The 25148-nt window shown below is 49.2% G+C and carries 25 protein-coding genes and 1 riboswitch; of the genes, 7 read left to right on the top strand and 18 right to left on the bottom strand.

What is annotated here, in order from left to right; translation table 11 throughout:
• Positions 1–91: 91 nt before the first annotated feature.
• A complete protein-coding gene (locus WDY75_RS13745; protein ID WP_063479855.1) occupies positions 92–490 on the top strand; it encodes a winged helix-turn-helix transcriptional regulator in 399 nt (132 codons plus the stop codon).
• A gap of 272 nt (positions 491–762) precedes the next feature.
• On the opposite strand, the gene WDY75_RS13740 is transcribed toward WDY75_RS13745, so the two are convergent.
• The 7 genes from WDY75_RS13740 to WDY75_RS13710 form a co-directional block, all read right to left on the bottom strand.
• On the bottom strand, positions 763–1761 hold the full coding sequence (locus WDY75_RS13740) for an ABC transporter substrate-binding protein (RefSeq protein ID WP_063479856.1): 999 nt from the start codon (positions 1759–1761) through the stop codon (positions 763–765).
• 34 nt (positions 1762–1795) lie between these two features.
• Positions 1796–3511 (bottom strand): ABC transporter ATP-binding protein, encoded by a 1716-nt coding sequence (locus tag WDY75_RS13735; protein WP_063479857.1) that lies wholly within the window; start codon positions 3509–3511, stop codon positions 1796–1798.
• A gap of 89 nt (positions 3512–3600) precedes the next feature.
• Complete coding sequence (locus WDY75_RS13730; protein WP_006210920.1) at positions 3601–4635, bottom strand: FecCD family ABC transporter permease; 1035 nt, start codon at positions 4633–4635, stop codon at positions 3601–3603.
• Positions 4636–5691, bottom strand: coding sequence for a FecCD family ABC transporter permease (locus tag WDY75_RS13725; RefSeq protein WP_063479858.1), 1056 nt, complete (start codon positions 5689–5691; stop codon positions 4636–4638). It abuts the gene before it with no gap.
• A gap of 429 nt (positions 5692–6120) precedes the next feature.
• Positions 6121–6915, bottom strand: a complete 795-nt coding sequence (locus WDY75_RS13720) for a carbohydrate ABC transporter permease (protein WP_063480502.1) — start codon at positions 6913–6915, stop codon at positions 6121–6123.
• A 124-nt stretch (positions 6916–7039) separates the two neighbouring features.
• Positions 7040–7930 carry a carbohydrate ABC transporter permease gene (locus tag WDY75_RS13715; RefSeq protein WP_006210923.1) on the bottom strand — a complete coding sequence of 297 codons (891 nt, stop codon included), beginning with the start codon at positions 7928–7930 and terminating at the stop codon, positions 7040–7042.
• Between the two features lie 140 nt (positions 7931–8070).
• Positions 8071–9429: an ABC transporter substrate-binding protein gene (locus WDY75_RS13710; RefSeq protein ID WP_006210924.1), complete on the bottom strand. Its 1359-nt coding sequence runs from the start codon at positions 9427–9429 to the stop codon at positions 8071–8073.
• A 157-nt stretch (positions 9430–9586) separates the two neighbouring features.
• A riboswitch (Fluoride riboswitch) is annotated at positions 9587–9649 on the top strand.
• Between the two features lie 72 nt (positions 9650–9721).
• On the opposite strand from WDY75_RS13710, the gene WDY75_RS13705 reads away from it, so the two are divergent.
• The gene (locus WDY75_RS13705; protein ID WP_063479859.1) at positions 9722–11053 is read left to right on the top strand and encodes a voltage-gated chloride channel family protein; all 1332 of its coding nucleotides are present in this window, start codon (positions 9722–9724) and stop codon (positions 11051–11053) included.
• A 30-nt stretch (positions 11054–11083) separates the two neighbouring features.
• On the opposite strand, the gene WDY75_RS13700 is transcribed toward WDY75_RS13705, so the two are convergent.
• The 3 genes from WDY75_RS13700 to WDY75_RS13690 are packed head-to-tail and all read right to left on the bottom strand — an operon-like array spanning position 11084 to position 13022.
• Entirely contained in the window at positions 11084–11767 is a 684-nt protein-coding gene (locus WDY75_RS13700) for a hypothetical protein (RefSeq protein ID WP_006210926.1), read from the bottom strand.
• A complete protein-coding gene (locus tag WDY75_RS13695; RefSeq protein ID WP_063479860.1) occupies positions 11767–12654 on the bottom strand; it encodes an ABC transporter ATP-binding protein in 888 nt (295 codons plus the stop codon). Before WDY75_RS13695 ends, WDY75_RS13700 begins: the two co-directional genes overlap by 1 nt.
• Positions 12654–13022 carry a GntR family transcriptional regulator gene (locus tag WDY75_RS13690; protein ID WP_063479861.1) on the bottom strand — a complete coding sequence of 123 codons (369 nt, stop codon included), beginning with the start codon at positions 13020–13022 and terminating at the stop codon, positions 12654–12656. Before WDY75_RS13690 ends, WDY75_RS13695 begins: the two co-directional genes overlap by 1 nt.
• A gap of 239 nt (positions 13023–13261) precedes the next feature.
• On the opposite strand from WDY75_RS13690, the gene WDY75_RS13685 reads away from it, so the two are divergent.
• From WDY75_RS13685 to WDY75_RS13675, 3 genes are all read left to right on the top strand, one after another.
• A complete protein-coding gene (locus tag WDY75_RS13685; RefSeq protein WP_036637203.1) occupies positions 13262–14395 on the top strand; it encodes a phosphodiester glycosidase family protein in 1134 nt (377 codons plus the stop codon).
• Positions 14396–14707: 312 nt separating this feature from the next.
• On the top strand, positions 14708–16681 hold the full coding sequence (locus WDY75_RS13680) for a restriction endonuclease fold toxin (protein WP_231888176.1): 1974 nt from the start codon (positions 14708–14710) through the stop codon (positions 16679–16681).
• Between the two features lie 19 nt (positions 16682–16700).
• Positions 16701–17102 (top strand): immunity 7 family protein, encoded by a 402-nt coding sequence (locus WDY75_RS13675; RefSeq protein ID WP_063479863.1) that lies wholly within the window; start codon positions 16701–16703, stop codon positions 17100–17102.
• 97 nt (positions 17103–17199) lie between these two features.
• Here WDY75_RS13675 and WDY75_RS13670 read toward each other — a convergent pair whose 3' ends face one another.
• The 4 genes from WDY75_RS13670 to pxpB all read right to left on the bottom strand — a co-directional run bounded on the left by WDY75_RS13670 (position 17200) and on the right by pxpB (position 20399).
• Positions 17200–17850 carry a pyroglutamyl-peptidase I gene (locus WDY75_RS13670; RefSeq protein ID WP_063479864.1) on the bottom strand — a complete coding sequence of 217 codons (651 nt, stop codon included), beginning with the start codon at positions 17848–17850 and terminating at the stop codon, positions 17200–17202.
• A 71-nt stretch (positions 17851–17921) separates the two neighbouring features.
• Complete coding sequence (locus WDY75_RS13665; protein ID WP_063479865.1) at positions 17922–18677, bottom strand: LamB/YcsF family protein; 756 nt, start codon at positions 18675–18677, stop codon at positions 17922–17924.
• Entirely contained in the window at positions 18613–19683 is a 1071-nt protein-coding gene (locus tag WDY75_RS13660; RefSeq protein ID WP_063479866.1) for a biotin-dependent carboxyltransferase family protein, read from the bottom strand. Before WDY75_RS13660 ends, WDY75_RS13665 begins: the two co-directional genes overlap by 65 nt.
• Complete coding sequence (gene pxpB, locus WDY75_RS13655) at positions 19674–20399, bottom strand: 5-oxoprolinase subunit PxpB (RefSeq protein WP_063479867.1); 726 nt, start codon at positions 20397–20399, stop codon at positions 19674–19676. The genes WDY75_RS13660 and pxpB overlap by 10 nt, the downstream gene beginning before the upstream one ends.
• 233 nt (positions 20400–20632) lie before the next feature.
• Here pxpB and WDY75_RS13650 point away from each other — a divergent pair, with 233 nt between their 5' ends.
• Complete coding sequence (locus WDY75_RS13650; protein ID WP_006210936.1) at positions 20633–20809, top strand: hypothetical protein; 177 nt, start codon at positions 20633–20635, stop codon at positions 20807–20809.
• 75 nt (positions 20810–20884) lie between these two features.
• On the opposite strand, the gene WDY75_RS13645 is transcribed toward WDY75_RS13650, so the two are convergent.
• From WDY75_RS13645 to WDY75_RS13630, 4 genes are all read right to left on the bottom strand, one after another.
• Complete coding sequence (locus WDY75_RS13645) at positions 20885–21484, bottom strand: hypothetical protein (protein WP_063479868.1); 600 nt, start codon at positions 21482–21484, stop codon at positions 20885–20887.
• Positions 21485–21559: 75 nt separating this feature from the next.
• Positions 21560–22291: a metallophosphoesterase family protein gene (locus tag WDY75_RS13640; protein WP_063479869.1), complete on the bottom strand. Its 732-nt coding sequence runs from the start codon at positions 22289–22291 to the stop codon at positions 21560–21562.
• Positions 22292–22322: 31 nt separating this feature from the next.
• On the bottom strand, positions 22323–22943 hold the full coding sequence (gene yqeK, locus WDY75_RS13635) for a bis(5'-nucleosyl)-tetraphosphatase (symmetrical) YqeK (protein ID WP_197477159.1): 621 nt from the start codon (positions 22941–22943) through the stop codon (positions 22323–22325).
• Positions 22944–23220: 277 nt separating this feature from the next.
• On the bottom strand, positions 23221–23643 hold the full coding sequence (locus WDY75_RS13630; RefSeq protein WP_006210941.1) for a CBS domain-containing protein: 423 nt from the start codon (positions 23641–23643) through the stop codon (positions 23221–23223).
• Positions 23644–23845: 202 nt separating this feature from the next.
• Here WDY75_RS13630 and WDY75_RS13625 point away from each other — a divergent pair, with 202 nt between their 5' ends.
• Complete coding sequence (locus WDY75_RS13625) at positions 23846–25102, top strand: extracellular solute-binding protein (RefSeq protein ID WP_063479870.1); 1257 nt, start codon at positions 23846–23848, stop codon at positions 25100–25102.
• Positions 25103–25148: the final 46 nt, after the last annotated feature.

Genomic DNA, 25148 nt, shown 5'->3' with positions numbered 1-25148 from the left:
TCTTTTGTGTGAAGAACGTACTTTTTAGTAAGGTAGGTACCACAGAGTACCCTAGGTACTTATTGGTGCCTATAAATTAAGGAGGATGTATATGCAAGCAAAGAAATACAACATAGCAGTAGAGGCAACCTTGGAGGTTATCGGAGGTAAGTGGAAATGCGTGATCCTGTGTCATCTGACCCACGGCCGCAAACGAACGAACGAATTGAAGCGGCTCATGCCTCATATCACGCAGAAAATGCTCACTCAGCAGCTGCGGGAGCTTGAAGATGACGGCGTGATCAATCGGATTATCCATAACCAGGTACCACCGAAAGTGGAATATGAGCTGAGCGAGTACGGTATGAGTCTGTGCGGAATTCTGGACATGCTCTGTGCATGGGGGGAAAGGCATATTACGAAAGTATACGGAGACAAGTTCAGTGTGCTTGAGGATAGCATACTGAACGACAAACTGAAGACAGGCAATGCACCATTAGATGTACTTTAGACTTAAATCAAGCGGACCTGCTCCCTTCTGTAGTCCAGGATTAGGATTCAGATGATGCTATGGACGCGATCCAATGCCAAAAGGGCGAAGTCAGATATCACTGACTTTGCCCTTTTTTAAGTTACTCTTTATGTTCACCGCGGTCAAAGACGGTCTATCTTGTCCATTCACCAAATGTTGAATTCGTCCGCACTACTGCCATTAAATCTCCAGATGTACCCATCCCAAATTTCATCTCATTCGTCACGCGAATCATTCATACGCCACGTTTTTTATTTCGCGTTTTCCTTCTCTTTTTTGGCAACGATCATATCCGTCACTTCTTGTGCTTGAGCCAGGACAGCTATGGGGTCATACGGCCAGAATCGTTTGGCGTCCAAATAGAACACGCGATCTTGCTTGACAGCCTCAAGGGAGCTCCATACCTTGTCATCCTTGTCTAAAGTACCACCTTTCGACTCATCCAGGAATATGTAATCGCCAGCATAATCTTTAAGGACTTCCATTGAAACCTCCTTAAAGGTTTCCCCTGTGTCGATTAATTCCGTTTTAATGCGTTCGGGCGGGGTTAATTTCAGCTCCTTGTAAATCGCCAAACCTCCACGATAGATGCCGTCACCATACAGATAAAACCCTTTTCCGAAGGCACCGAAAATCGATACCGTTTCTCCCTCTGCCATAACAGCGTTCATGCGGATCCGAAGCTCTCCGATCTTCTCATCAAAGCTGGCGAGCCATTTCGTTGCTTCTTCTTCCTTGCCCAGCATGGCCCCAAAGCCCTCGACTTCCTCATGTACGCTTCGGTAGGTCTCATATGGAATAATAACCGTTGGCGCAATTTTGGATAACTGCTCGTATATTTCGGGTTCCGAGTTAGCGCTTATGATTAAATCCGGGCTTAATTCCAGAATCTTCTCCGTCGCGCTCTCTCCTGTGCTCTCAATTCCTTCAATCAAGTCTTGAATATGCACGTTGCCGAGATCTCTTTCGGTCGCACCTACCGGCTTCTCCCCAAGCAGCAGTAACGTAGGCAAGTAAGCATCGACCACAATTCGCTTAGGTTCAGCCGGGATCTCTATTTCTCCATGAATCGTCTCTATTACTCTAGTTGCTGGTGCTGAAGCTTCGCTCTTCTGATTTTCCGCGCCGACCGCAGTTTCCCCGGCAAATCCGGCACTGCTCGTGGTATTCTCTGTCCCGCTACAAGCTGTAATCCATAAAGAACATAGTACGAACATATATAAAAGCACTCGGAATTTCGTCTTGTACATAATATGAATCCTCCAGAATGGTTAATGAGTTCTATTAAGCGCCAAACTGTGCACGATGCAATCGGCTGTATAGGCCACGGGCCTCGAGCAGTTCCTCATGCATGCCTTGTTCTGCAATCCCCTGATCTGCCACTACTACAATCCGGTCTGCATTCTTGATGGTTGCCAGCCTGTGAGCGATCACCAGCGTTGTGCGGCCCTCGGAGAGCTCGGCAAGTGCTTGCTGAATCGCAGCTTCGGTCTCCGCATCCAGGGCGGACGTTGCTTCATCCAGGATCAGAATCGGCGGGTTCTTCAAGAACATCCGCGCAATCGACAGACGCTGCTTCTGTCCACCGGACAGTTTAACGCCTCTCTCGCCTATCAACGTATCAAGCCCCTCCGGAAGCGACGCGACCAGATCCTCAAGCTGAGCACGACGGACGGCTTGCATGATTTCGCTATCTGCAGCGCCCAGTTTGCCATAGGCAATATTTTCACGGATGCTGCCATCGAACAGGAACACATCCTGCTGCACAATGCCGATATGGGAACGAAGGGATTGCAGCGTCATTTTTCGTATATCCATCCCGTCAATCGTAATCCGGCCCGCCTCTGTATCATAGAAGCGAGGCAGCAAGGAACACAGCGTCGTTTTGCCTGCTCCAGACGGACCCACAAGGGCAATCGTTTCTCCTGCTCGAATGGACAGATTCACATCCTGAAGCACTTTATCCTTGTTCTCATACCCGAATGAAACCCCGTGGAATGCAATATCTCCCCGCAGATGCTGGACCGGCTTTGCATCCGGCGAATCCGCAACATCCGGCTCGGTCTCAAGCAGCTCCAAATATCGCTTGAAGCCGGTAATTCCTTTTGGATACATCTCAATGACCGCATTGATCTGTTTGATCGGACCTAAGAATACGTTGGACAGCATCACAAACGCTATAAATTCTCCGTTGGTCATCCGTCCTTGGATCACGAACCAGGTACCGCACACCAGAACAAACAAGGAAATGAATTTCATCAGGATAAAACTGATCGAAGAGTTCCAAGCCATAATGCGATAGGCAATCAGCTTGGTCACACGGAAGCGGTTGTTGTTTTCAGCAAAACGTGCGATTTCATGATTCTCATTCGAGAAAGCTTGAACCACGCGAATGCCACTGACATTGTTCTCCACCCGCGCATTATAATCGGCGATATCTGAGAACATCCGCTTGAACGCCGCCGACATTTTGCTGCTGAAATACAGGGATAAATAAATCATCAATGGCACAATGACAAACGTCATCACCGCCAGCTGCCAGTTAATACTGAGCATGATGCCCAGCGCTCCGGCAAGCGTCATAACGGCAATAAACAGGTCCTCTGGACCGTGGTGAGCGATTTCCCCGATATCCATCAGGTCATTGGTCATTCGCGAAACCAGATGCCCTGTTTTGTTGTTGTCAAAAAAACGAAAAGATTGCTTCTGAACGCGGTCAAACAGCTTCTTGCGCATGTCCGTCTCAATGTTGATCCCCAGCTTATGCCCCCAATAGGTAACTACATAATGCAAGAAAGAGCTGATGACATAAATGCCCAGAAGACCCAGGCAAGCATATAGAATCCACTTCCAATTACCGCTCGGGAGCAAATCGTCGATGACCCGGTTCACGGCAAGAGGGAATATCAATTCCAACAATGCTGCAAAAATGGCACAGCAAAAATCAAGGATAAACAGGCCCTTGTAGGGCTTGTAATAAGAAAAAAATTGGCGCAGCATAAGGACCTCCTTAATCCGTATTTCCGTTCATTGTGAGCAAGTCCATTTTTTTAGCAAAACGCACTTGGTCCTGCAGCACACCTCGGTTTTTAGCCTTTCGACCTGGACAACAGGTACAGGAAATAGGGAGCTCCGATCACCGCAACAACGATCCCCGTCGGAATCTCTGACGGTTGAATGATCCAGCGGCCCAGGGTATCCGCCGTTATGACGAGCAATGCCCCCACCAATGCCGTTATCGGCAGCAGCATCTGATGTTTTGCACCCACCAGTTTCCTTGCTAAATGGGGTGCTATGAGCCCGACAAATCCGATCCCTCCACTTACAGCGACACAAGAGGCCGCCAAACCAACTGCCGCAGCCAGCAGCTTCAGCTGCTCCCTGGTTACGGAAGCACCGAGTCCGGTCGCCATCGACTCCCCGAGATTAAGAACATTCATCACCTGTGCTTTGTACATGACATAAGGCAAAAGCACAACAATCCATGGAAGCAGGGCAAACACAAACTTCCAGCTTGACCCCCAGATGCTTCCGGCAAGCCAAGTTGCAACAAATTGATATTTTTCCGGACTTAGCTTGAGGGTCAACACGATCATCGCCGCGCTGATCCCTGCCGCCACAGCAATTCCCGTCAACAGAAGTCCGGTTGGCTTGAAACCCTCATTCTTTTTGTAAGCCAGCACGCAGATTATAGCAGCGGTTAAGCCAGCACCTATCAGCGCCAGAACCGGCAGCAGATATATCGGGGCCGATGTCGTGCTTGGGAAGAATGAAATGAACAGCATCACCATCAAGCCGGCACCCGCATTGATGCCTAAGATCCCGGGATCAGCCAGCTCATTTCGGGATATTCCCTGCATAATGCAGCCAGAAATCGCTAACCCTGCACCAATGAGCAGAGAAATCACAATGCGCGGCAAGCGGAATTCGAATAGAACCAGATTCTGCTTGTCTGTGCCGCTGCCAAACAATGTTTTTATTACCTCAAGAGGGGATAGACGGATAACTCCCGTGTTCATACTGATGAGAAAAACGAGAACGATGAATATCCCAAGTACAGACAGGACCACCATCTTGCGCTTCCTGTCTTTTCGCTCGTGGATGTCATTTGTTATTGCCTCCATTTACAGTCCCCTCCTTTCTTTACGCGCCAGGTAGAGGAAGAAAGGTACCCCGATCAGCGCAACAACCGCGCCCACAGGTGTCTCATAAGGAGGATTCACCGTTCTTGCTGCAAGGTCCGCAAGGACAACAAGCAAACTTCCCAGTACTGCCGAGCAAGGGATGATTAGACGATAATCCACACCTACCAGCTTGCGGGTTACGTGTGGAATAATAAGACCGACAAACCCTACCGCACCAACGACCGAGACCGCAGCCCCTGCCAGCACAAGGACAATGACCGTCCCCGCTAATTTCACCAGACCCGTTCGTTGTCCAAGTCCTTTCGCAATGTCATCTCCAAGACTGAGCATTGTAATGGAACGCGACAAGGCAATCGCGCCCAGAATAGCAGCTCCGATCCACGGCAGCATAATCTTCAGGTGAATCCACTTAATTCCCGCCGCACCGCCGGCATACCAGAAGGCCATATCCTGTCCGACCTGAAAATATAATGCTATGCCTTCACTGAGCGCACTTAACAAAGCGCTTAGCGCAGCACCTGCCAGTACGAGGCGAACCGGTGTCAACCCCCCTTTTGCCATGGAGCTAACCCCATACACAAGTACTGCCCCGAGCCCAGCGCCAAGGAATGAGAACAGAATCAGATACATGTACGGTAAGCCCGGGAAAAATGAAAAACAGATGGCAATGACAAAGCCCGCTCCCGCATTTAATCCGAGCAAACCCGAGTCGGCGAGCGGATTCCGGGTCATCCCCTGCATGATCGCGCCAGATACCGCGAAACAGGCACCAACCATCGCCCCGCCGAGCACCCTCGGCAGACGCAGCTCCTGTATAATCTGATGCTCAGTCACAGACGGATTAAAGAAGAACACCGCTTCCCATACGCTCCTCAAATCAATCTCGGCTGCGCCCAGCGATATGGATACGGCGATCCCAAGAACAAGTGCTGCCACACCACCAATAAGAATAAAGGTTGCTGCCCAGGGCCGCCTTTGGAGGCTGACGCTGGTCTTGGAATCTGTAAGACTTGTATTCGAAGTGTTTGCTGACATCGTTTACCCCTCAATATTTTGATATTGATTATCATTATCATCTGTAACTATAAAATAGAGCCTGTTCTTTCGTCCATGGACATCTTGAATTTCTCACCTGAAAAAAGTCCATGCCCAAGTCAAGCATTTTCTTCCAAAAAAAGCCCGCTTTCCGGATCATCGGAAAGCGGGCTTTTAAATGAGTTTCAGCGCGATTTGCGCCGAGTTATGCAAATTTACATCCAATCTTGTAAGTACTCCAGCGGAATCGTTCTGGAGAAGCGCAGCGGCCGCCTTTGCCATCGGATTTCACCCCTATTCATATCCATTCATAGAAATCCGGGGACAACAGCGATCGGAAGAACGATCCGCATGCGCAGCGACGCCTTTATTCAATAACTCCCTTGCTGCTTAAAAGCATACGCTCAAAACATGAACCCTGATTGTTCCTCACTTTATTCCCGCATGCATAAAACTATTGATGAACCGCCGCTGGAAAATCATGAACAAAACAAGCAGCGGAGCAATAACCAGCAAGGTCGCCGCGCTGACATCAGCCCATTGGGCGCCCGTCTCGAAGGATTGAGCGAAGATGGCAAGACCAACCGTGAGCGGACGGTTCTCCACCGAGTTCGTAATGATCAGCGGCCACAAGAAATTGTTCCATTGATGACTGATGGATACAACGGCAAACGAGACGTAAACCGGAATCGACAAGGGTACATAAATGCGCGCTAGTAGACCAATCTTGGAGCAGCCCTCCATCACCGCCGCCTCTTCCAGTTCAGCTGGAAGCTGCTTAAACATTTGACGAAGCAGAAAGACGCCAAATGCCGAGACAAAGAAAGGAGCCATGATACCAAGCTTGGTATCGAGCAAATTCAATTCCTTGATGACATGATAATTGGGGAAAATCAATACATCGGCTGGAATCATAAGCTGGACAAGAAACAGGACAAAGATGATGTCCCTGCCCCAGAAATTCAACCGGGCAAAAGCAAACGAAGCCAAGGTGACCGTCACGAGCTGTACAGCCAGCACACCTCCAGCAATCAACAGCGTATTGAGATAATATTGGGCAAACGGCGCGGCCTGCCACACATGAGCAAAATTCTCCAGCGTAAAATTCCAGCTCCAGCCGTTTAAAGTTTCGCTTTTGGGCATAAAGGCTGCCCAAACCATCCATAACAATGGAATGACCCACAGCGCGGCCAGCAGATACATAACGCCATAACCGATCAGCATCGCTGGACTTTCCCGGCGCAGCCTTCGGGCGAAACGGAACCCTTGTCGAGACGAAACGGAGGACTCAGCCGCTCCCACGGTGATAGGCAAACTTTGATCTTTCATCGATGTTCCTCCATTTCTTTTAACGATAATGAATCCGCTTATCCAAGCCAAAGAACTGTGCGCAGGAGAGGATCAGCAGAATGCCTATCATAACGACGGTCAGCGCGCCGGCCATCCCTTGATCGTAGAAAGAAAATGCCGTCTCGAAAATATAAAACAACAGCAGGCTGCTAGAGTTGTCGGGCCCGCCCTTGGTCATTATCCACAGATGATCTACCAGCTTGAAGGAATTCGTCAGCGCTATGATCATCACGAACAGTGTCGTGGGCATCAGGAGCGGAAAGGTAATCCGCCGGAAAACAACAAAGCGACTGACACCGTCAACATTCGCCGATTCATACAGATCCTTCGGAATGTTTTGCAGGCCGGCCAGATAAAAGATCATGAAGTACCCTGCTTCCTTCCAAATCATCATGAAGGCCAGCGCACCCATCACCGTATCCGGATTTCCGAGTAAATTCATGCCCTCGGCATTGAACCAGACCGTAATCCGGCTTAGCAGCCCATATTGCGGTGTGTAAATAAACAACCATACGTTCGCCGCCGCTATCATCGGTATCAGGTTCGGGTAGAAAAAAGATACCCGCACCCACGACTTGGCGTGGATAGCCTTATCCGCAAATATAGCCATGACCATCCCAAGCAGTATGGAGGCAGGCACCGTTGCCAAGGCAAACCACAGGTTGTTGCCAATCACCTGCCGGAATACGGAATCGTCCAGCATGCGGGAATAATTATCCCATCCGGTAAACGTCGGAATCGGTGTGGCCAGATCCGATTGATAGAAGCTGATCTTCCCCGTCTTCCACATGGGATAAAGCGTAAAAAGCGCGAGAAACACCAGAGACGGCAAGAGCAGCAGCCAAGCAAAGCCATTCTCCTTTAAAGTAGAACGTACAGATGAAGACATCCTAATCTCTCCCTACTTATCGTTAAGGCTATTAGTCAGCGATCACTTTAACTTTCGCTTCACTTATCACCCGCGTAACATGTGAAAAGCAGACCGCCCGATAAGCGACCTGCCCCTTTCATATGGAATGAACATGAAGGTTACTTATTGAATGGCTCCAATGCTTTGTTTGCTTCTTCCTGCGCTTTTTTCAGTGCACCTGCCGGATCGATCGTACCTGTTAACGCAGCCTGAACCTGATCAGACAGAGCCTTGGACACGCGTCCATTGTTATGTGTGGACAATTCGGCATGCGCATGCTCAAGCTGATCCCGGGCAACAACAGCGAGTGGGAAATCCTGCGTATACTGCTTCATTACATCGGTTTCATAGGCAGACTTTCTTACCGCTACATACCCTGTATCAATGCTCCACTGCGCAGCGCGCTCGGGCTCTGTCATGAACTTGATGAATTTCCATGCGGCTTCCTGTTTCTTCGGTTCAATATCTTTGAATACATAGAAATTGCCGCCGCCTGTCGGGCTTCCGTACTGCTTGTTCATCGGCAGGAAAGCTACCCCGAAATCAAATGCAGCCGAATTCTTGATATTGGTCAGGTTTCCGGTCGTATGTATGATCATCGCTGTCTTCTCGGCCAAAAAGTCCGAGGGTACCGTTGCCCAATCCAGTATGCCTTCCGGCATGACTTTGTGTTTTTTCGTCAGGTCTACCCAGTACTGCAAGGCTTCCACATTCTCAGGCGTATCGAAGAATACCTTCTTGCCATCCGGTGACATCAAATTTCCGCCGTCCGGACTGTTCTGCAGAGACAACAGCTGGAACATCCAATAAGCAAAACCGCTGCCCGGAATCTCGATCCCGGATTGACCGTTCTGGTTCAACTGCTTCGCGGCACTAACCAGCTCATCCCAGTTCGCAGGAGGCTTCTCCGGATCCAGCCCCGCCTTCTTGAAGGCGTCCTTGTTGTAGTACAGCACAATGGTGCTGCGCTGGAACGGAATGCTGTAGGTTTTGCCTTCGCTCTGCGCATTGGACATGAAGGCAGGATAGAAATCTTCAATATAAGACGGATCTTCTTTGGCAATAAAATCATCCAGCGGAATAACGGCATTGCTGTCAATCATGCTGTATAGCTCCGTTGTCAGCAGAACGGCCACATCCGGCGGCTGTTTAGCCTGCACACCAGCCTGCACTTTGGTGGTGGTATCCGCGTAACTCCCGGTATAAATCGGCTTCACCTTGATATCCGGGTTCTCTTTTGTGAACTCCTCCGTCATTTTCTCAATAACGGACGTTAACGGACCGCCCACAGCAATCGGGTAATAAAATGAAAGCTCCGTCTGCTCACCCTCGGAAGCCACCTGTTCGGTGTTAGCCCCCGACTCCAGTTTCGGCTGCTGTGTATCCCCTTGTCCTGTCTTTGACCCCGATGTTCCGCAACCAGCCACGAACAGTACGCACATGCATAGTACCAACATTAATTTCGCTCTGAATTTCATTCCCCTTCATCCTCCATCTATGGGCTTGTCTGTCACCTTCTACAAATTACCATAGGAAAATACAGGGAATTACACGATCTATGTAAATCGATTGTTAAATTTATTGCAGGGAATGTGCTATTGACGGCAAACCTGTATTCCATTACAATAAATGCTAATTAAATGAGGCGATGGAGTTCGCCATAACCGCTTGCAAAAAGCTAATGACTCCTACCAGTGGTCGCTTCCCTGGTAGGAGTCTGTTTGTGTATTGAGGGGTTAGCGGCGAATATTAAGAAACGGGTGAACGGGAATGACTAAGAAATGGATCGAATTAAATCAAAAGTGGCCCTTAGCATCGCTGTTCGGGTATGTAATCAAATGGATCGTACTGGGTAGTATTGTGGGATTCATGACGGGCAGCGCTTCTGCCTTCTTCCTCTACAGTCTGGATTATGTAACCCAGCTGCGTATGGAAAGTCCTTGGCTGTTATACTTCCTTCCTCTGGGGGGCGCAGCTGTCAGTTTCCTCTATTATAAGTTTGGCAAGAGTTGCTCCAAGGGAAATAATCTCATTATTGAACAAATTCATGGTAGTGGCGGTACGGAATCCGTTCCCTTACGAATGGCGCCATTGGTCTTAATCGGGACACTGATCACACACCTGTTTGGAGGATCTGCGGGACGGGAAGGGACAGCCGTGCAGATGGGGGGGAGTTTGTCCGAGTGGTTGGGGAAGCTGCTTCACGTGAATCGGTTGGATCGAAAAATACTGCTTATCTGCGGGATAAGCGGCGGTTTTGGATCGATTTTCGGCACGCCGCTGGCGGGGACGCTGTTCGGACTTGAGGTCCTTGCGATCGGACTCATCTCGCATCAGGCGCTATGGCCTGCATTCGCGGCCAGCTTGATCGGGAATATAACCGCCACATCCCTATGGGGGGTGAGCCACCTGCACTATCCGATCGGCGAGATTCCCGTTCTGAGCTTCGTGGTGGTCCTTAAAGTCATCGTGGTGTCCATACTCTTTGGACTGACAAGCCGGTTCTTCAGTGAACTTACCCATGCGCTGAAGCGGTGGTACAGTTATGGGTTCAACAATCCGATGGTCAGAAGCGCAGTCGGCGGCGTGATCATCATTGGGCTGGTCTTTTTACTCGGAACACGGGATTACTTGGGGCTGGGCATCCCGCTCATCGAGGAATCATTCGCCGGGGAAGTTTCACCGTTCGCTTTTCTCGGCAAACTGATTTTCACCTCGCTGACGTTAGGCGCAGGCTTTCAAGGCGGCGAAGTAACTCCGCTGTTTGCCATCGGGGCTACGCTGGGCAACGCGTTATCGGGATGGATCGGATTGCATGCCCCTTTTCTCGCCGCGTTAGGTTTTATCGCTGTTTTTTGCGGTGCCACAAACACTCCGCTTGCATGCTTCATTATGGGAATCGAACTGTTCGGTGGCGAGGGCGCGGTGTATATGTTTATGGCCTGCGTCATCAGCTATCTGTTTTCGGGTCACTCCGGCATATACACATCGCAGCAGATCGGCACATCCAAGCACCCGCTGCGCTCATTTCCACAGGGAACAACGCTTGCGGAGGCCAAAACTTTATACAAACAGAAGAACAGACGAAAAGACGTCCGATGATTAGTCGGACGTCTTATAATTTGATCGGAATTACACAGTAGATTGGCGCAGACACTGACGGGAACACAGCGCAATGATCAGAACGACCGGAATGAACCACAGTGACAAACCGAGTGCAGTATGCCCGGCAAACCATTTAATGATCGGCCCCCACCACTCGTATCGGGTAGCGACCAAACTCATTCCCGAGAGAAATATCATAACGGCCGCAAGCATAACAAAAGTTCTAATTCCCCTGAATCTTAGGAAGAAGGCTCCGATTCCATAACCGAGCATCGAAAACGTAATAACCAGTACCAAATTCACAACGAACTGGGCCAGCAAGGATCCGTCATTCAAGTAAGGCAGATGAAAGAAATGCACCGTATTTCCCCAGGATCCCGTCCATACTTCCAGATACGAGAGAAGAACAAGCAACGCAGATGTAATGATACTGATAAATAGGATAAATAAGAAGGAGCCTGAGAAAAAGTCCGTTCTGCGTATGCTAAAGCCCATGGCGAAAGAGAACAGCTGTATCGTTGTGGTTAAAGCGGTGACAAACATGAACACAAAGATCGTCGCAAGCCCCCCTGTATAAAAGGCATCGCCTCCCACCAATACACTGACAAGTATATTTACCAGAAAACTGAATCCCATAATGGCCCAAGGCAGGTAAAACCATGTGAGCTTCTGTCTTAGCTGCATTTTAAAGACACTGTTCATTCCATTCATCAGCGGCTCGCCACCTTTCCGTTCTTCGTTAAATGAACAATTAATTGCTGCAGCGAGACTGGCGCCGTTTCCAATCCGGCTTGCTCTGCTGCCTGTTTCACTTCGGTTTCCGTTCTCCCCATAACCGTGGCTGACAGCGTCGATCCCAAGGATTCCAAATGAATAACATCCCTGCCCTTAATGAAGGATTCCACTGCAGATTGATGTCCGATGACGTTATGCGTGCGTCCGCGCAGTTCATCCGTATCCGTGTCGAGCAGTATTTTTCCGCTGTCGATGACAATGATATGTTCAAGCAAGCGGCTGACCTCGTCAATAAGATGAGTCGACAAAATAATCGTTCGAGGATTCTCAGTGTAATCCTCTATCAGATGATCGTAGAACAGCTCTCTTGCCACCGCGTCCAGACCGAGATAAGGCTCGTCGAAGATGGTGATCGGCGCGCGGCTGGCAAGCCCGACTATGATGCCTACAGAAGACAGCATCCCTCTGGATAACCTCTTGATGAGGCGTTTCATGGGCAGGCGGAATACCTCGATCAAGGCTTTGGCATATTCCGCATCCCAATTCGGATATACACTTGCTGCGGTAACCATAACGTCCTTAACCGTAAACAGATCCGGATATTTCTGTCCTTCCTTAATGAAGCAAATCTGCTGGATCACCTTTTTATTTTCATAGGGGTGTTCCCCAAATACACGAACCTCGCCGCTGGTCGAAAATAGCTGTGCCGTAATCATCTGCATGATAGTGGTTTTACCTGCACCGTTTCTTCCCAGCAATCCGTAAATCTTGTTCTCTTCGATTCGGAAGCTAACATGGTCGACAGCTGTAGTATCCTTATATTCCTTCGTCAAATTCCTGACTTCGATCACCGTTTGGCTCATCAGTCATTCTCCCCTCTGCGGATCATCTCCGATAATTGATCTTTGCTAATGCCCAGCTTTGCCGCTTCCTTAACCATGGCAACAACATACTGCTCATAAAACTCTGTCTTGCGTTTCTCCATCAGCCGTTCACGAGCTCCCGAAGCTACAAACATGCCAATCCCCCGTTTCTTGTACAGAATTCCTTGATCCACCAGCAGATTGACGCCCTTGGCAGCTGTAGCCGGATTGATCTGGTAAAAGGCTGCAAACTGATTCGTTGATGGAACCTGTGTCTCTTCAGGCAGTCGTGCTTCTATGATGTCGTCTTCTATTTTGTCTGCAATTTGCATGAATATCGGTCTGCTGTCATCAATCTGAAATGCCATTCCCTCACCACTTTCGTTTATGACCTAGGTTGCATCATTGGTTACTTACTCATGTAATTAACCATATAAGAGAAGAAGCATTCTGTCAATGGGCGAATGGGGATCATTTACAAAAATCAAGAAAAAATTGGACTTTTGTCCTAAATAAATAGTCCCTGTCGTCCGATATAGTATAGGCACAAATTTTGTGTCACCTGAACCAACTACAGACAAAGAGAAAAAGGAGTTTGAGGGGAAACATGAAGAGAATAATTGCAATCGTAGTGCTTGCTATGCTTACAGTAATGACGCCGCTGTATGCCGCATCCACTCCAAAAAACTTGGCCTATGTGGACAAGAACAGCCAGTCGTATGTTCCGGTCGGGGTACTCAAGACCTATGAAGACATACAGGTGACGTATACAGCTGCGGAAAAGAAACTCAACATCAGTCGTGGTGATAAAGCTCTGACACTATACCTGGGCAGCCGAAATGCCTATGTAAACGGCAAAAAAGTTCAAATGAAGGCAGCACCGTTCTCTGAGAACGGGTCCACCTATGTGCCGCTGCAATTCGTCAGCCAACATCTGGGCCTGGATCTATCGTGGAGCAACAACCGATCGACTCTTAAAATTACGGATGGAAACATGGTAAACACCCTGCCTGTTCTATCAGGAAATCTCATATCCAGCCAGTCCAAGCCCGTTACCACGGCTAGAAAAAGCTTCAAGGTTGGTTCAAGATCCTTTAGCGCGCAGGTTGTTACGGTTTCGCTTCTCCATCCGAAGGTAGAACTGGACGTCGTTCTTGCAGGCAATAAGGCAGGTAAAGTCGAGGATCTGCGCAGTATAGCCAAACGAAGCCATGCCGTGGCGGCCATTAACGGGACGTTCTTCGATGCCTACACTTCAGGTGCCTACAAGGCGCCGTATGGCTATCTTGTCAGCAACGGCAATATTTTTCACAAGGCCTCGGGAGATAATCGGACCATCTTCACATATGACAGCAACAATCTGGCCTCGATGATTCCCGGGCTTGATTTCAAATCCGTATACGATACCGGACATATGGACGGCGCACTTCAAGCTGGCCCGCGTCTATTGACGGATGGCAAGGTGACCCTCGACGTGAAGAAGGAAGGATTCAAAGATCCGAAGATTCTTACGGGCGGCGGTGCGCGAAGTGCACTTGGTATCACGAAGGATCACAAGCTGATTTTGCTTACGACAGGCGGAGCAACCATTCCTCAACTCGCTGAAATCATGAAGCAGGCAGGTGCATACCAAGCGATGAATTTGGATGGTGGCGCCTCAAGCGGCTTGTACTACAACGGCTCTTACTTGACAACCCCGGGCCGTCAGATCAGTAATGCCATTGTCGTGAAATATAAATAATGAGTTGGGACTTCTCTCCTCTGGTTATTCGGATTACTTCTTCCGGGTACCTGGGGGAGTTTTCTTTTTATTCAGCAATACCTCCGCTTCGAGGTGCATATGCTGGTCAAAGAAATGTTTCACTATGAAGACCAGATGTGTAAATATATAGAAAACTTGTTTATCGTGTGAGTACCGGAATTCAATGGTTGAAGGATTATACTGCGGGGGGTGAATTCCATTACAGCTTCTATAGCGACTATCCGGACGAGAATTAGGGATATGGTCGAGGGTGTTATGGGTGCGTGGCGGGAATGGATAAGAAAATACCCTATGATAACAAAGGTATATCACTTATTTACCTGGCTTTCCCTGCTAGTGCTCGTTATAAGCCTGATTCTGATCGAAGAGTCTCGTACCATGCTTGTCCAATATTTGTGGTCATTCTATGTGCTGGTGCAGTTTTGGCTGTTATGCCGGAGTAAAACGTTGGCCTGGAAACAGGTCAGCTTGTTTGTTCTTTCAGGTGTTCTTCTGGTCATTCCTTTGACCAATTGGACCATGCAGGGTCTTCATTTGATTTTTGGAGGACGGACAACCGACACATGGTCCTTCGCCATAATGACACCTGTCATTGAAGAAGTTTACAAGCTGCTGCCGCTGGCATTGTTCCTGTGCTTCTCAAGAAGAGCCACCTCCCTTAGCCTGAGTGATTACGTACTTTTGGGCGCTGCCCCGGGTATTGGGTTTCAATTCATGGAGGAGTTATCAAGACGCCTGGTCCAGAACAATTATGGCGTCACTTGGCTCGGTGGAAAAACACTTCATTGGGAGTTCTTCGATCTATTCCCCGGATACTTCGAAGAAAGCTTTCTTCCTACCATGATGAATGTTGCACATCCTGTACAAAGCGCCATGACTGCGCTTGGCATCGGAATCGCTATCCGGTACTCCAAACAACTGACGCGCTGGGTCTATGTTTTTCCTGTGCTGCTGCTGCTCTGGACAATCCTGAATCATGCGGCCTGGAACGGTCAAAATCGGCTGCCTGACTGGCTTCTTGCCATTCATGATTGGACCGGGGAGGGTTACCGAACCGAGGGCTTCTTCCTGCTCCTGCTGGCAGCGGGATTGTTCATCGACTATTTGGATTTGCACCGAATTCGCGAGCGGCTGCCTGTCCTGAAGGGTGAAACCCTCATCAATCCTTTTACGGAGCTTTGGCAGATGACGACGGCTCTTTTTACAGACCGGAAACGTCTTGGCTATCTGATCGGATTCTATCGTGATCGACGGGAACTCGGATTCTCGCTGCTGTATGGTAACGATGAAGCAGCTGGCCAAAGGGATCAGGTTCAGGAAAATGTACAGAGATACGCTGCCGTACTGGGAGCAATCGGACTCATTATTGTTGCTGCGGGGATCTTCTCCAATATGGGCATTCCAGCTCTCGCAAGTGAGTCCTCGTGTTTTGCATGCCTGTTTGACTCTCTTCAGAATTGGTGGGATGGGCTCAGCGGCTGGGAGCAAGCGGCTATTATACTGGGCGCCTTCGCCCTTTCCATGCTGTTTGTCAGCTTCTGGCCGGCCCTTGGCATCGCCATGACCGGTGCAGGCATTGCAGGTGGAGGACATGAAATTGCCGGATACATCCGCGATCCGAAGAAGCTGTTATCCCCTCAGAATGCTGCAGCTGCCGTATTAGCTGTTGTTCTCAGCCGAATACCGTTCGGTAAAGGTTTGTCTTGGCTGTCCAGGAAGCTGGGTCCCCGTGCGAAAAAGTGGCTGGATAATCTCGCCGAGAAAGTCGGGTCGAAGCCGCGCCAAGAACCGGATGCCCCATCTGGAGGAAGTCGTGATCACCCTCCTGACCACGAGCGCCCGCCCGAGAAGAAACCGGAACCAAACAAACCCGATGATGAAAAACCGGACGAAGCCGGCAACACTCCACAAGATGTGCCGCGATATTCCGGTGGGCTGCAGAAGGTTAACAAGCCGGATGCAGCCGCAGATGCGCTTGCCGAGCGACTTGGCGGCGAATCCAGAATGAAATTTGATAGCGATCCGATCGGCCGCGAATTCGATGCCATCAGCGATGAATACATTGCCCAGACAAAGCCTGCGCTGCAGCAGGTCAACAAAAAGGTGCGTGACCAAATGAAGGCCACCTTTGAAGCTGCCGAGCAGACTGGCAGAAAAGTATATTATCATTTTGAAGGAGAGCCTGCCCAATCGGTTATTGACAAATTACATGAATACAGCCAAAGATATGGAATAGAGGTCCACATTGATACCGATCCATTATAACGACAAGGAGTGATCATTCATGTATGAATTTCACGGCTGGGCTACCATCCAGGAGAATCCTGCCGAAATAGATGCTGGGCAGCTGGATGCAATCATTCAGAAAATACAGCTTAAGATTACCGAGTTTGCTTGGGGCAGCGGCCTGCTGTCCTTAAATGCAGCAAACGGTTCATATTACCTTCATGTCGGAGGTTTTACCAACCGCAAGGGCGTCGAAGCAGACGAGGTTGTCTCGCTGTACCAATTAATCGGTGAGATCGCTCCCGGATCGTACGGCCTTCTGTATACCCGGGATGATGAGAATACAGAGGGCTTTGATAACGAGTTTCGGGTGTCGGTGCTGGCACGCGGCCGATTACAGGAGCAGCATGATCCCTTCCTCTCCCCATGCATCCCTGTTATCGAGGATGAGCTCGATTAAACTGGACAAAAAATCCCGCAAACCCGACCATGAGAACATTGCATGGTTTGGATTTGCGGGATTTTTCAGCTGAGTCGCTGTTTGTCAGTTTAGCTGGTTAGCTGGTTCGTGAAAACTGATTACCGTATTCATCAATCGTCGATTGTACAATAACCCTCAGGGCGTCCAGCATGGTTTCATGTGACAACGTCGGCAAACCCGGCTTCTCCACCGCCATCTCCGTTGAAGCCGGAAAATGCACAAACCCGCCAATCGCAGTTAGCTGCTGAATCCGTATCTCGTTCAGAATGGCGTACATTGTGTTATTGCATATATACGTTCCCGCGGTATTGGACACCGAGGCAGGGATCCCCGCTTCCTTCAGCCGGTTGACCATCAATCGAATCGGAAGCGACGAGAACAATCCGTCTGGTCCGTCAGGATCGATGAGCTCGTCCTGCGGCCTCGCTCCCCGATTATCCGAAATCGTGGATTCGGGCGGGATGTCTTTAATGTTAACGGCAATTCGTTCAGGCGTAATGGCGGTCCGGCCACCGGCTACACCGCAGGCGATTACGGCATCAGGTACGTACGCCCTCATCTCTTGCAGCAGAATTTCTGCACATTCATCGTAATGTACCGGAAGAAGAATCGTTCTGATCTCAGCGCCCTGGAAGGAATCATGCCTGATTTCCTCAACCAGTCTTTCTGTCGGATTGATGGAGCTGCCGCCAAATGGTTCAAAGCCAGAAATTAATATTTTTATCATATCTCATGTCTCCTGTGCTTGATTTATGTATGCTTGCTTGATCATTTTCCCAACAAGTTGATTGGAGTATATCATATGGATTGCACGCTTATACCCTCGGCTTCAAGCCGTGATCGCAAAGTCCTCGCGAACAGGGATGCATGTGCGCCGTCTCCGTGAATGCAGATCGTATCTGCGGAGATCGGGATAACCTTGCCCGTCTGGCTTATAACCTCTTTGTCTTTGACCATCCGAATCACATGTGAGACTGAAGCTTCCGCATCGGTAATTATGGCTTCTGGCCAATTTCTCGGCGTGAGCGTGCCATCATCCTGATAGGTCCGATCTGCAAATACTTCACTTGCCGTGCGAAGTCCGGCAGCAGCCCCTGCCGCGACCAGCTCGCTGCCTGCCAATCCGTACAGGATAAGAGACGAATCAATCCGGTGGATGGCGGATGCTATCGCATCAGCAAGAGGTCTTGAGGCCGCTGCCATATTATAGAGAGCGCCGTGAGGCTTCACATGCTTCAGTTGACCGCCCTCCTGTATCGTAAAAGCCATCAGCGCTCCAACCTGGTAGGTCACCATATCATAGGCTTCGGCAGGAGAAATCTCCATTCTCCTTCTTCCGAAGCCGACCAGATCAGGCAAGCTTGGATGCGCTCCGATCGCGATACCGCCCGCGATGGCCTGACGCACCGTTGCCCGCATCACAGATGGATCGCCTGCATGAAATCCGCAGGCGATATTAACCGAAGTAATGCTGCCAAGCAGCTCGGAATCATTGCCAATTCGGTAAGCGCCGAAGCTCTCTCCCATATCGCAGTTCAGATCCACTCGAACCAATGTTAGCACGCTCCTTTAATTTAAGCTTAATCATAGCTTCCGTCATCCGAAGCTCACGAATGTAATCCGTATAGAGCCGTTCTGCTTCTGCTAAGGTAATTTCCTTAAAGCGGATCATGCCGCCAGGCGGCAGCTGGGCAATTAACGGAACATCCACAGAAGCAACCTGGGCGATCTTTGGATAGCCTCCAAGCGTTTGGCGATCCGCCATCAGAACAATCGGCTGACCATCCGCAGGCACCTGTACCGTGCCTATGGATACCGGTTCGGATACATACTCCTTCTCTTGACTTAACCGCAGCAGCGGACCGGACAACCGGTAGCCCATGCGGTCCGATTGCGGAGTTATGCGGAAGGAATTCTGGAACAAAGCCAGCTTGCTGCTGCTGTCAAAATCATCATACTGGCGACCTCTCAGCACACGCACTACAGTCTCTTGATCGTTGATTGAATACAAGTCCGCAGAGACGGACCATTTTACAGTGAAAAAGGTGCCTGCCTCATCATAAGGAAACCCTGATGAGACCCGAGGTAGACGGGAGGGATGGGCATTCAGCACATCCCCCTTCTGCAGCGGTCTTCCCTCATAGCCGCCAATTTCGGCTCGCAAATATGTACTGTAGCTGTCCATTACCATGGGAACCTCGAACCCGCCAGAAACGGCCAAATAGGCGCGGCAGCCGGATAATCGCTGTTGAAAGCTCAGGACACTGCCCGCTTTGATGTATACGGGACGCCACATAGGCACCCTCGTATCCTGGATCGCTGGCGACATATCTCCGCCAGTAATTGCAACCCACATATCGCTTTGGAATTCTACCGCAAATCCAGACCATGTAATCTCAAGAACTGCGGCTCCATCCTCATTACCAACGAGTACATTGGCGACCCGATAGGCGAAGCCATCCATGACTCCTCCCGCGCTGATGCCGTATCTTCCATAACCGTATCTTCCGGCATCCTGAAGCGTAACGAGCAATCCCGACTTAATTACCGTCAAACCCATAAGCTCACTTCCCTTATCCGTTCATATTCCTCTGTTTCAATGGGCCTAAACCGGATATATTGTCCAGCCTTCAACAAGCTTGGCGGCTGTGCTCCCGGACGAAACAACGCAAGCGGTGTCCTGCCGATCAGCTGCCATCCACCGGGCGTCTCGATCGGGTATATCCCGGTTTGATTGCCTGCAATGCCCACAGATCCAGGCGGAATTCGCAGCCGGGGTGTCTTTTTGCGCGGCGTTGCGATAGTGTCCGGTATTCCTCCGACATAGGGGAAGCCTGGCGCAAATCCGATCGCATAGATCAGATAATCCTGGCCGGAATGAATCCGGATAACCTCCTCGGGTGTGAGCCGATTCTTATCAGCCACAAGCTCCAGATCCGGACCGTGTTTACCCCCATAGCAAACCGGAATTTCAACAACGTCAGGCACCGCACTTGCCTTCTCTGCTTCGTCAGCCACCATCCTTTGCTCCAGCATCGAGCAGATATACGCATATACGGTATCAAACTCGTCAGGTTTGTTAATTCTATGGAGTTCATAGTAAATCGCAACACTGGTAAACGATGGAATGCACTCGACGAATCCCGGGAACGGATTCTCTTCGATACATCTCGCCGCAGCTGTGACCTCCCGATGTATGTTCTCGCTCACCCAGCTTTCGAATTGGATAAGGACTGCCGAATCTCCCAAAGGGAAGAACGAATAGGACCTGCTCATCATGACATTCTCCGTTCCGAATATACTGCCTGATACAGATAAATGAATCGAATGATTACTCCTATGATAGCAGAGAAACGAGCATCCTTTGAACATGAAATAAATAAAATCGCAGCTGGTTATAAAAAAGCACGTAACGCAGCTAAACGCCAGGAAAAGATGCTGTTTTCTGTATAAAATTAGGACATTGTTGGCAGAATACAGAAGTCATTCTCGATAAAGGAGGTGCCAAGATGAGCGAAACCAACCATAACGGTAACCAACCAACAAAAGCCGAAGTGCAAACCACGAAATTGAACAAAATGCCGGTTCCAGGTGAATTCGACACCGAGTTTTCTGCTGAAGAAGCTGCAGAAGTATTTGAACAGCAGCAGCCACACGCTGAGAACAACTCCGAGAACCAACAATAATACATGTCGAAGACCTCACGGGCGATCCAATGGTCGTTGTGAGGTCTTTTTTTTATATTCGCCCATCGTTAACGATCAAATGATGTATGTATCCATTTCCTGAAGCTTTTTTTGGACAAGCTTGATCCATTGACCTTCCGGATCTGCCAGAACCGTGCTCCAGGACAACTCCTCAGCAGGCCTCAAATTTTTTGCCTGGTCATCAACATAGATAGTGGATTTGCCTTCATCCAGTTTGGATGCAACGATATGATAGATCGGAAGATCCGGCTTGCAGCATCCCTCATCGCTAGAAATCGTCACGCTGGCAAGATAAGGCCTAATGGGATCAAGCAGCATCTGGAGCCATTCTGACCTGTGATTGCTGAGGAGATGAATATCGGTTTGCACAGACCACTCAGGGACTAGATCAAATGCCGGCATTGTGTGCAGATTATTAAATAATATCGTCTTCAATTCCTTCGGTTCCACAGGACAATACCCAGCTAGCCAATTCCAGAAAGCTTCTTCACTCATTTGACCTGTCCATAACGGTTTACGTATCTCGGTTGCAAACAACAACTTCAATTCGCCAAACGTAATTCCATCCTCACGGGTCGTATCATGCCAGAATGCGGGTGAGAAATTGGTGATTAATACCCCTGCGACATCCAGTACCAGCTGCGTCTTCTTCATTTTCCATCCCCTTGGAATCTATTCGTATGGATTTCTATCGTAGACTTCTTCAAACAGTAATCAATTCCCTCTTATTCATAACCGTTTGACTTGATAGCGACCTGTTCGAATCTCAAGAATATAATCTTCAGGAGAGGGCATTCCCGATTGAATGGCATCCTGCACGGCCTGCTCAATATTGTAGGGAACACGTATAAATTGAAAGTTCAAGGGTGCCGGGATACCACTCTCATAGCTTCCATCCAGAATAACATACGAGGCTTCCGGCATTTCAAGGGGATTGCCTACGCTGCCGGTATTAAACAGCGTTCTGCCTTCCAGATGCTGGTGGAACGCATTGTGGATATCCCCGTAACCGGCGACATCTGCTATTCTAGCGCTCCCACATAACGCGGAGCTGTGAAACAGGGTGGCCCGCTTCTCCTGTTCGTGCCACGGCTGTATCCGCTCATACACACTGCGGGGAGACGCATGAAATAATCGGATCCATTTGCCGCTCATCATGAACTCGATAGTATAAGGCAGACTGGAAAGATACTGTAGCCTCTCTGTTCCAAGTTTCTGCTGCTGCCATTGCAGGGCCGGATCATCGGTTTCCTTGCCAATAAAATCATCCCAGTTGCCCTTGATCACCTGCTGGCAATGGGTTCTTACCATATCAACTGCGGTATCTCCGTCCGGGCCTTTACCAATCAAGTCACCCAAGCAATAGATGGCATCTACTCTACGCTGCTGTATATCCACCAGAACGGCCTCCAGTGCAGGAATGTTGCCATGAATGTCGGAGATCAATGCAATCTGCGTCATGAACCCGCCTCCAAACTTCATTTATTTCCGATTACTTTAAACGAATAGCATCCCTTAAATCATAATATGCGTCTTGCAGCCACGGATGGACTACCGCAAGCGATTCACGCTGATTCCATAAGTGCTGAATATATTGAAATGCTGCATGATCAAGCGAAATATGTAATTGCTCGGTTATATCCCTTAAGTACGGAGGACTCCCCGTCTGATCCCATTCAATCTTATCAGCGACAAACAGCACCTTGTCTAGCAGTGAAGCCTTAGCTTTCAAGGTAGTATGACAGCCGACTGCACTCCATATTTCAGGATCGGTCATTCCAAACAGATCCCTGGCCATGTAAGACGAAATTTTCTGATGAATGATCATGGGAAATTGCTGTTCTTCAGGCAATACATCCAGCCCGATCTCGCGGGATACCTGAATGCGGACATGGCTCGGGAAAATGGCGCTGATATCATGCAGATACCCGGCATATTCAGCAGCGACCGGATCTGCGTCATAAAGAACGGCAATTCTGCGGGCTTCATCCCCCACCTTCAGCACATGCTCCGCCGTTTTTGGACAATGATGCTCCTGCAGAAAGCGATACACATCATCTCTCAGGTTTCCGGTCAAATCGTGCACCCGAAGCTCATCGTAGCTGTTGATCATCAAAAACGCTCCTTTTCCATACCCTATCATTTTATAATGAGAATGGTTTGAAGCCATTATACAAGAAAGTCAAAGAAAGGGGGAATATCCATTCCATGCATCGTCTTCCAATCTTCTCGGGGTTACCGCTGCAGGTGTAAATTGTTATTCTAAGAATTACAAATCCGCACATTGGAAAGGAGGCCATTATACATTAGAGGGCAGCTCGCTGTATTCGCCACAAAAAAAAGCAGCCCGTGGGCTGCTATATTCCGAGATGACGTTGATTTAACAAGGCTTAATGCGTCTGCTCTGAAATTTGGCTGAGTGCATCGCCTGCTTCATTTACAAAGATATTCACTTTTGCCAAATCGCCAATAGCAACCATACCCACCAATTCCCCTTGGTCCACGATGGGAATCCGGCGGATCTGATGTTCTGCCATCGTTCGGGACAGCTCGTGCACATCCGTATCCGGAGAGGCACTCACAACATTCGTTGTCATACAGTGCTGACACGTCACGGTGTTGATATCCTTGGAATCAGCCACCGATTTAATGACGATATCCCGGTCCGTAATCATCCCCACAACATTCTTTCCTTCACAGACGGGCACAGAACCACAGTTGATGTCTCGCATAATTTGGGCTGCTGTGGATACAGAATCCTGAGGCGTGCATACTTTTACATTCGAGCTCATAATATCTCTTGCCGTTGTCATCTTGTCCTTCACTTCCTACTCCATATTTTTGGTCAATCTTTGATATTGTCTCCATGCGCTATGCAATTATTCCTTTATATGGAATGTTTCAATTTTTAGTCTATTGTTTATTATCTTAATCATATATTTTTACTCACGCGAGCTTGGTAACTGAATAAGATTTAAGCATGACTGATTTCACCACGTTAGGAGGCTGACGATAGTGAACACACGCAGGATGGTTAGCTTAGGGTTACTTATTCTTATCTTGTTAATCAGCGGTTGCGCGGGAACAACTTCAAGCGAAAAAACGAAAACGCTTACACTCTGGTATTGGAACCGAAGCCTGGACGACGAGCTGATCAAATCCGTCGAGCAAAAGTTTCCGGGTATCCGTATCAATGCCCAAAAAATCGGAGGCGATTTCAAATCCAAGCTCAAAACAACGCTGGCTGCCGGTTCCGGAGGACCGGACATCGTTGCTTTTAACGACTGGGTGGCAGAGCTGTTTACCAGCTCGGATCGCTTCTATGATCTGTATGAGCTTGGTGCCAAGGAAATCGAGCCCGATTTCCTCGATTGGAAATGGAAGCTTGGCGTTACCCCGGAAGGTTCCATGATAGCGCTTCCGATCGATACGGGGCCAACTGCCCTCTATTATCGGGCGGATTTGTTCGAGGAAGCCGGTCTGCCGTCCGAACCTGATGATGTGTATGCACAGATAAACACCTGGGATCAATATTTCGAGGCAGGGCTGAAACTGCAAGAGCATTTTGACAATAAAGTAAAAATGCTCGACAACATCACCAACATCTACACTCAGATTAATGCCCAGTCTGACTATATATATTTTGCCGAGGATGGGTCATTTATCGGTGAGTCACCTGAGTCCTCGATGAAGACGGCTTGGGATACAGCAGTTACAGCATCACAGATGAAACTGAGTGCCAATACCACCACCTCCTCCTCTGAATGGAATGCCGCCATGAACAATGGACGAATCGCTTCCTTTGTCGGTGCGGTATGGATGAAGGAGATTCTAATGCAGGCAGCACCGGATACAAGCGGCAAATGGAAGGTAGCACGCGCACCGGGTGGAGACGGCAACAATGGCGGTTCCTTCCTGGCCATCATGAAGACCAGTAAATATCCGCAAGAGGCGTTTGATGTCATGAAGTATATTCAGAATCAGGAGAATCAGGTTCAATCCTTCAAGAAAATCAATCTCTTTCCTTCCGCCACGGAAGCACTGGACGCCCCTGTGATGAAGGAAACCGAAGAATTTTTCGGAAATCAGGCCACAGGTGAAGTTTTCTCGGAATCTGCGCGCAACGTCAAACCTGCTTACTTCGGCGGGAAATACGCAAATTTAAACGGCATTGTCAATCGAGAGCTTTCTTCCGTTGCACTTGAGGGCAAAAATCCCGATAAAGCATGGAAGGATGCGCTGGCAAGGGTCAAAAAAGAATTGCTGCGCTGAATCTTCGTGCCGGTGTTCAACCTATTGCAACCCTCGATTGCTATGA

This window comes from Paenibacillus glucanolyticus, assembly GCF_037333485.1.
GTDB classification, from domain to species: domain Bacteria; phylum Bacillota; class Bacilli; order Paenibacillales; family Paenibacillaceae; genus Paenibacillus_AQ; species Paenibacillus_AQ glucanolyticus.
The sequence above is the reverse complement of the archived record's forward strand: the minus strand, read 5'-3'. Positions and strand labels throughout refer to the sequence as shown.

Bases quoted from the DNA above. Each gene is read 5' to 3' on its own strand.
- WDY75_RS13675 (WP_063479863.1), top strand. From the start codon at position 16,701: ATGTATGAATTTCACGGCTGGGCTACCATCCAGGAGAATCCTGCCGAA.
- WDY75_RS13690 (WP_063479861.1), bottom strand. From the start codon at position 13,022: ATGGCATTTCAGATTGATGACAGCAGACCGATATTCATGCAAATTGCA.
- WDY75_RS13680 (WP_231888176.1), top strand. From the start codon at position 14,708: ATGATAACAAAGGTATATCACTTATTTACCTGGCTTTCCCTGCTAGTG.
- WDY75_RS13640 (WP_063479869.1), bottom strand. From the start codon at position 22,291: ATGACGCAGATTGCATTGATCTCCGACATTCATGGCAACATTCCTGCA.
- WDY75_RS13630 (WP_006210941.1), bottom strand. From the start codon at position 23,643: ATGACAACGGCAAGAGATATTATGAGCTCGAATGTAAAAGTATGCACG.
- WDY75_RS13735 (WP_063479857.1), bottom strand. From the start codon at position 3,511: ATGCTGCGCCAATTTTTTTCTTATTACAAGCCCTACAAGGGCCTGTTT.
- WDY75_RS13670 (WP_063479864.1), bottom strand. From the start codon at position 17,850: ATGATAAAAATATTAATTTCTGGCTTTGAACCATTTGGCGGCAGCTCC.
- WDY75_RS13685 (WP_036637203.1), top strand. From the start codon at position 13,262: ATGAAGAGAATAATTGCAATCGTAGTGCTTGCTATGCTTACAGTAATG.
- WDY75_RS13645 (WP_063479868.1), bottom strand. From the start codon at position 21,484: ATGAAGAAGACGCAGCTGGTACTGGATGTCGCAGGGGTATTAATCACC.
- WDY75_RS13700 (WP_006210926.1), bottom strand. From the start codon at position 11,767: ATGAATGGAATGAACAGTGTCTTTAAAATGCAGCTAAGACAGAAGCTC.
- yqeK (WP_197477159.1), bottom strand. From the start codon at position 22,943: ATGATCAACAGCTACGATGAGCTTCGGGTGCACGATTTGACCGGAAAC.
- WDY75_RS13710 (WP_006210924.1), bottom strand. From the start codon at position 9,429: ATGAAATTCAGAGCGAAATTAATGTTGGTACTATGCATGTGCGTACTG.
- WDY75_RS13705 (WP_063479859.1), top strand. From the start codon at position 9,722: ATGACTAAGAAATGGATCGAATTAAATCAAAAGTGGCCCTTAGCATCG.
- WDY75_RS13745 (WP_063479855.1), top strand. From the start codon at position 92: ATGCAAGCAAAGAAATACAACATAGCAGTAGAGGCAACCTTGGAGGTT.
- WDY75_RS13730 (WP_006210920.1), bottom strand. From the start codon at position 4,635: ATGGAGGCAATAACAAATGACATCCACGAGCGAAAAGACAGGAAGCGC.
- WDY75_RS13650 (WP_006210936.1), top strand. From the start codon at position 20,633: ATGAGCGAAACCAACCATAACGGTAACCAACCAACAAAAGCCGAAGTG.
- WDY75_RS13725 (WP_063479858.1), bottom strand. From the start codon at position 5,691: ATGTCAGCAAACACTTCGAATACAAGTCTTACAGATTCCAAGACCAGC.
- WDY75_RS13740 (WP_063479856.1), bottom strand. From the start codon at position 1,761: ATGTACAAGACGAAATTCCGAGTGCTTTTATATATGTTCGTACTATGT.
- pxpB (WP_063479867.1), bottom strand. From the start codon at position 20,399: ATGAGCAGGTCCTATTCGTTCTTCCCTTTGGGAGATTCGGCAGTCCTT.
- WDY75_RS13715 (WP_006210923.1), bottom strand. From the start codon at position 7,930: ATGTCTTCATCTGTACGTTCTACTTTAAAGGAGAATGGCTTTGCTTGG.
- WDY75_RS13660 (WP_063479866.1), bottom strand. From the start codon at position 19,683: ATGGGTTTGACGGTAATTAAGTCGGGATTGCTCGTTACGCTTCAGGAT.
- WDY75_RS13720 (WP_063480502.1), bottom strand. From the start codon at position 6,915: ATGCTGATCGGTTATGGCGTTATGTATCTGCTGGCCGCGCTGTGGGTC.
- WDY75_RS13695 (WP_063479860.1), bottom strand. From the start codon at position 12,654: ATGAGCCAAACGGTGATCGAAGTCAGGAATTTGACGAAGGAATATAAG.